Source organism: Acidaminococcus intestini DSM 21505 (assembly GCF_000425045.1).
Lineage (GTDB): Bacteria > Bacillota > Negativicutes > Acidaminococcales > Acidaminococcaceae > Acidaminococcus > Acidaminococcus intestini.
The window spans coordinates 1-3,090 of record NZ_AULA01000054.1 but is presented as its reverse complement, the minus strand read 5'-3'; the positions used below and the strand labels follow the sequence as shown (position 1 = coordinate 3,090).

Genomic DNA, 3,090 nt, shown 5'->3' with positions numbered 1-3,090 from the left:
AAGCACCTCTGATCTAAATGCGAATTTAGAAATGAGTTTAACGAGAACCAAGGAACGTAAGTTCCTTAGAACTTGAAACGTCACAAGAGCAATCGAGTGATATAAGTCAAGCTACTAAGGGCATACGGTGGATGCCTTGGCACTAAGAGCCGATGAAGGACGCGGTAAGCTGCGAAAAGCCACGGGGAACTGCAAGCAAGTCTTGATCCGTGGATGTCCGAATGGGGAAACCCACCATCCGTCATGGGATGGTATCCTACGGGAGGGGAACCCGGTGAACTGAAACATCTAAGTAGCCGGAGGAAGAGAAATCAAACGAGATGCCCACAGTAGCGGCGAGCGAAGAGGGCAGAGCCTAAACCAGTCATCTTCGGATGGTTGGGGTTACGGACCTGCATCAACCGAGTCCTACCTAGTCGAATTACCTGGAAAGGTAAGCCAGAGAGCGTAAGAGCCGCGTAGGTGAAAGGAAGGACGAGGGGGCAGGGATCCAGAGTACCACGAAGCACGAGGAATTTTGTGGGAAGTCGGGGGGACCACCCTCCAAGGCTAAACACTTCTTAGTGACCGATAGCGCATAGTACCGTGAGGGAAAGGTGAAAAGAACCGCGGGAGCGGAGTGAAAGAGAACCTGAAACCGTATGTCTACAAGCAGTCGGAGCGCAAGCGACGGCGTGCCTATTGAAGAATGAGCCAACGAGTTACGGGCACCAGCGAGGTTAAGCAGGAAATGCGGAGCCGGAGCGAAAGCGAGTCTAAACAGGGCGAATAGTTGGTGTTCGTAGACCCGAAACTGTAGTGATCTACCCATGATCAGGTTGAAGCGCAGGTAAAAATGCGTGGAGGACCGAACCGGTGAGCGTTGAAAAGCTTTCGGATGAATCGTGGGTAGCGGTGAAATTCCAATCGAACGCAGAGATAGCTGGTTCTCCTCGAAATAGCTTTAGGGCTAGCCTCAAGCAGTAAGCATAGGCGGTAGAGCACTGATCGGGATAGGGTCCGTAAAGGATACCGAACCCTGTCAAACTACGAATGGTTATGCTGCAGAGCTTGGGAGTCAGACTACGAGAGATAAGTCCCGTTGTCAAAAGGGAAACAGCCCAGACCGTCAGCTAAGGTCCCCAATGCCATACTAAGTGGAAAAGGATGTGGGGTCTCATAAACAACCAGGATGTTGGCTCAGAAGCAGCCACCATTTAAAGAGTGCGTAATAGCTCACTGGTCGAGAGGCCCTGCGCCGAAGATTCCCGGGGCTAAAGTATGGAACCGAAGCTACGGATGCGGTACTTGTACCGCGTGGTAGAGGAGCGTTCCCATTGGGTTGAAGTCGTCCTGGAAGGGACGGTGGACTGGTGGGAAGTGAGAATGTTGGCATGAGTAGCGAAAAGATAGGTGAGAATCCTATCCACCGAAAGCATAAGGATTCCTGAGCAACGATCGTCGTCTCAGGGTAAGTCGGGACCTAATCCGAGGCATGGAGCGTAGGAGATGGACAACTGGTTGATATTCCAGTACCGGCAGCAATCGTTTGAACGATGGAGTGACGCAGGAAGGCAGGTCCGCGCGAGAATGGTAGATCGCGTACAAGCGTGCAGGCTGGTGCACAGGCAAATCCGTGTACTGAGGCTGAGGCGTGATGTGGAGGGAACTTGTTCCCGAAGGGATTGAGCCTACGCTGCCGAGAAAAGCTTCTAGTGAGAAAGCTGCCGCCCGTACCGTAAACCGACACAGGTATGCGGGGAGAGAATCCTAAGGTGCGCGGGAGAACCCTCGTTAAGGAACTCGGCAAAATGTACCCGTAACTTCGGGATAAGGGTAGCCACAGTGGTGAAGGGACTTGCTCCTGGAGCCTAGTGTGGTCGCAGAGAAGAGGCCCAAGCGACTGTTAACCAGAAACACAGGTGCCTGCGAAAGAGAAATCTGATGTATAGGTGCTGACACCTGCCCAGTGCTGGAAGGTTAAAGAAGGATGTCCGGGTTCGACCCAAAGCATTTGACTGAAGCCCCAGTGAACGGCGGCCGTAACTATAACGGTCCTAAGGTAGCGAAATTCCTTGTCGGGTAAGTTCCGACCCGCACGAAAGGTGTAACGATTTGGGCACTGTCTCAACGAGGGACCCGGTGAAATTGAAATACCTGTGAAGATGCAGGTTACCCGCGACTGGACAGAAAGACCCCATGGAGCTTTACTGTAACCTAATATTGGGTTCTGATATTCGACGCACAGGATAGGTGGGAGGCTTGGAGCATGGTCCTCTGGGATCATGGGAGCCGCCGTTGGGATACCACCCTTCGAATATCGGGATTCTAACCGCAGGAGCAACGATCCTCGGGACAGTGTTAGGCGGGCAGTTTGACTGGGGCGGTCGCCTCCTAAAGAGTAACGGAGGCGCCCAAAGGTTCCCTCAGCGCGGACGGAAACCGCGCGACGAGTGTAAAGGCAGAAGGGAGCTTGACTGCGAGCCAAACACGGCGAGCAGGTACGAAAGTAGGGCTTAGTGATCCGGTGGCATCCAAGTGGAAGGGCCATCGCTCAACGGATAAAAGCTACCCTGGGGATAACAGGCTAATCTCTCCCAAGAGTCCATATCGACGGGGAGGTTTGGCACCTCGATGTCGGCTCATCACATCCTGGGGCTGAAGTCGGTCCCAAGGGCTGGGCTGTTCGCCCATTAAAGTGGTACGTGAGCTGGGTTCAGAACGTCGTGAGACAGTTCGGTCCCTATCCATCGCGGGCGTAAGAGATTTGAAGGGGGCTGCTCCTAGTACGAGAGGACCGGAGTGGACGGACCGCTGGTGTACCAATTATCCTGCCAAGGGTATAGTTGGGTAGCTACGTCCGGAACGGATAAACGCTGAAAGCATCTAAGCGTGAAACCATCCTTAAGATGAGATCTCTCATAGAGTAATCTAGTAAGACACCTTGAAGATTACAAGGTTGATAGGCAGGATGTGTAAGCACAGCAATGTGTTAAGCTGACCTGTACTAATATGTCGAGGGCTTGACTTAAGGGCCAAGTTTTCATCGAAGTCCGAAAAGGACAAGGAAGTCTCTTCATGAAGTTTTGAGGGCTCATGCCTTCAACAACA

General features: G+C 52.7%; 1 rRNA gene. It reads left to right on the top strand.

The features are described from left to right. Positions 1-104 precede the first annotated feature (104 nt). Positions 105-3,010 (top strand): 23S ribosomal RNA (locus tag H503_RS0110880). Positions 3,011-3,090 lie beyond the last annotated feature (80 nt).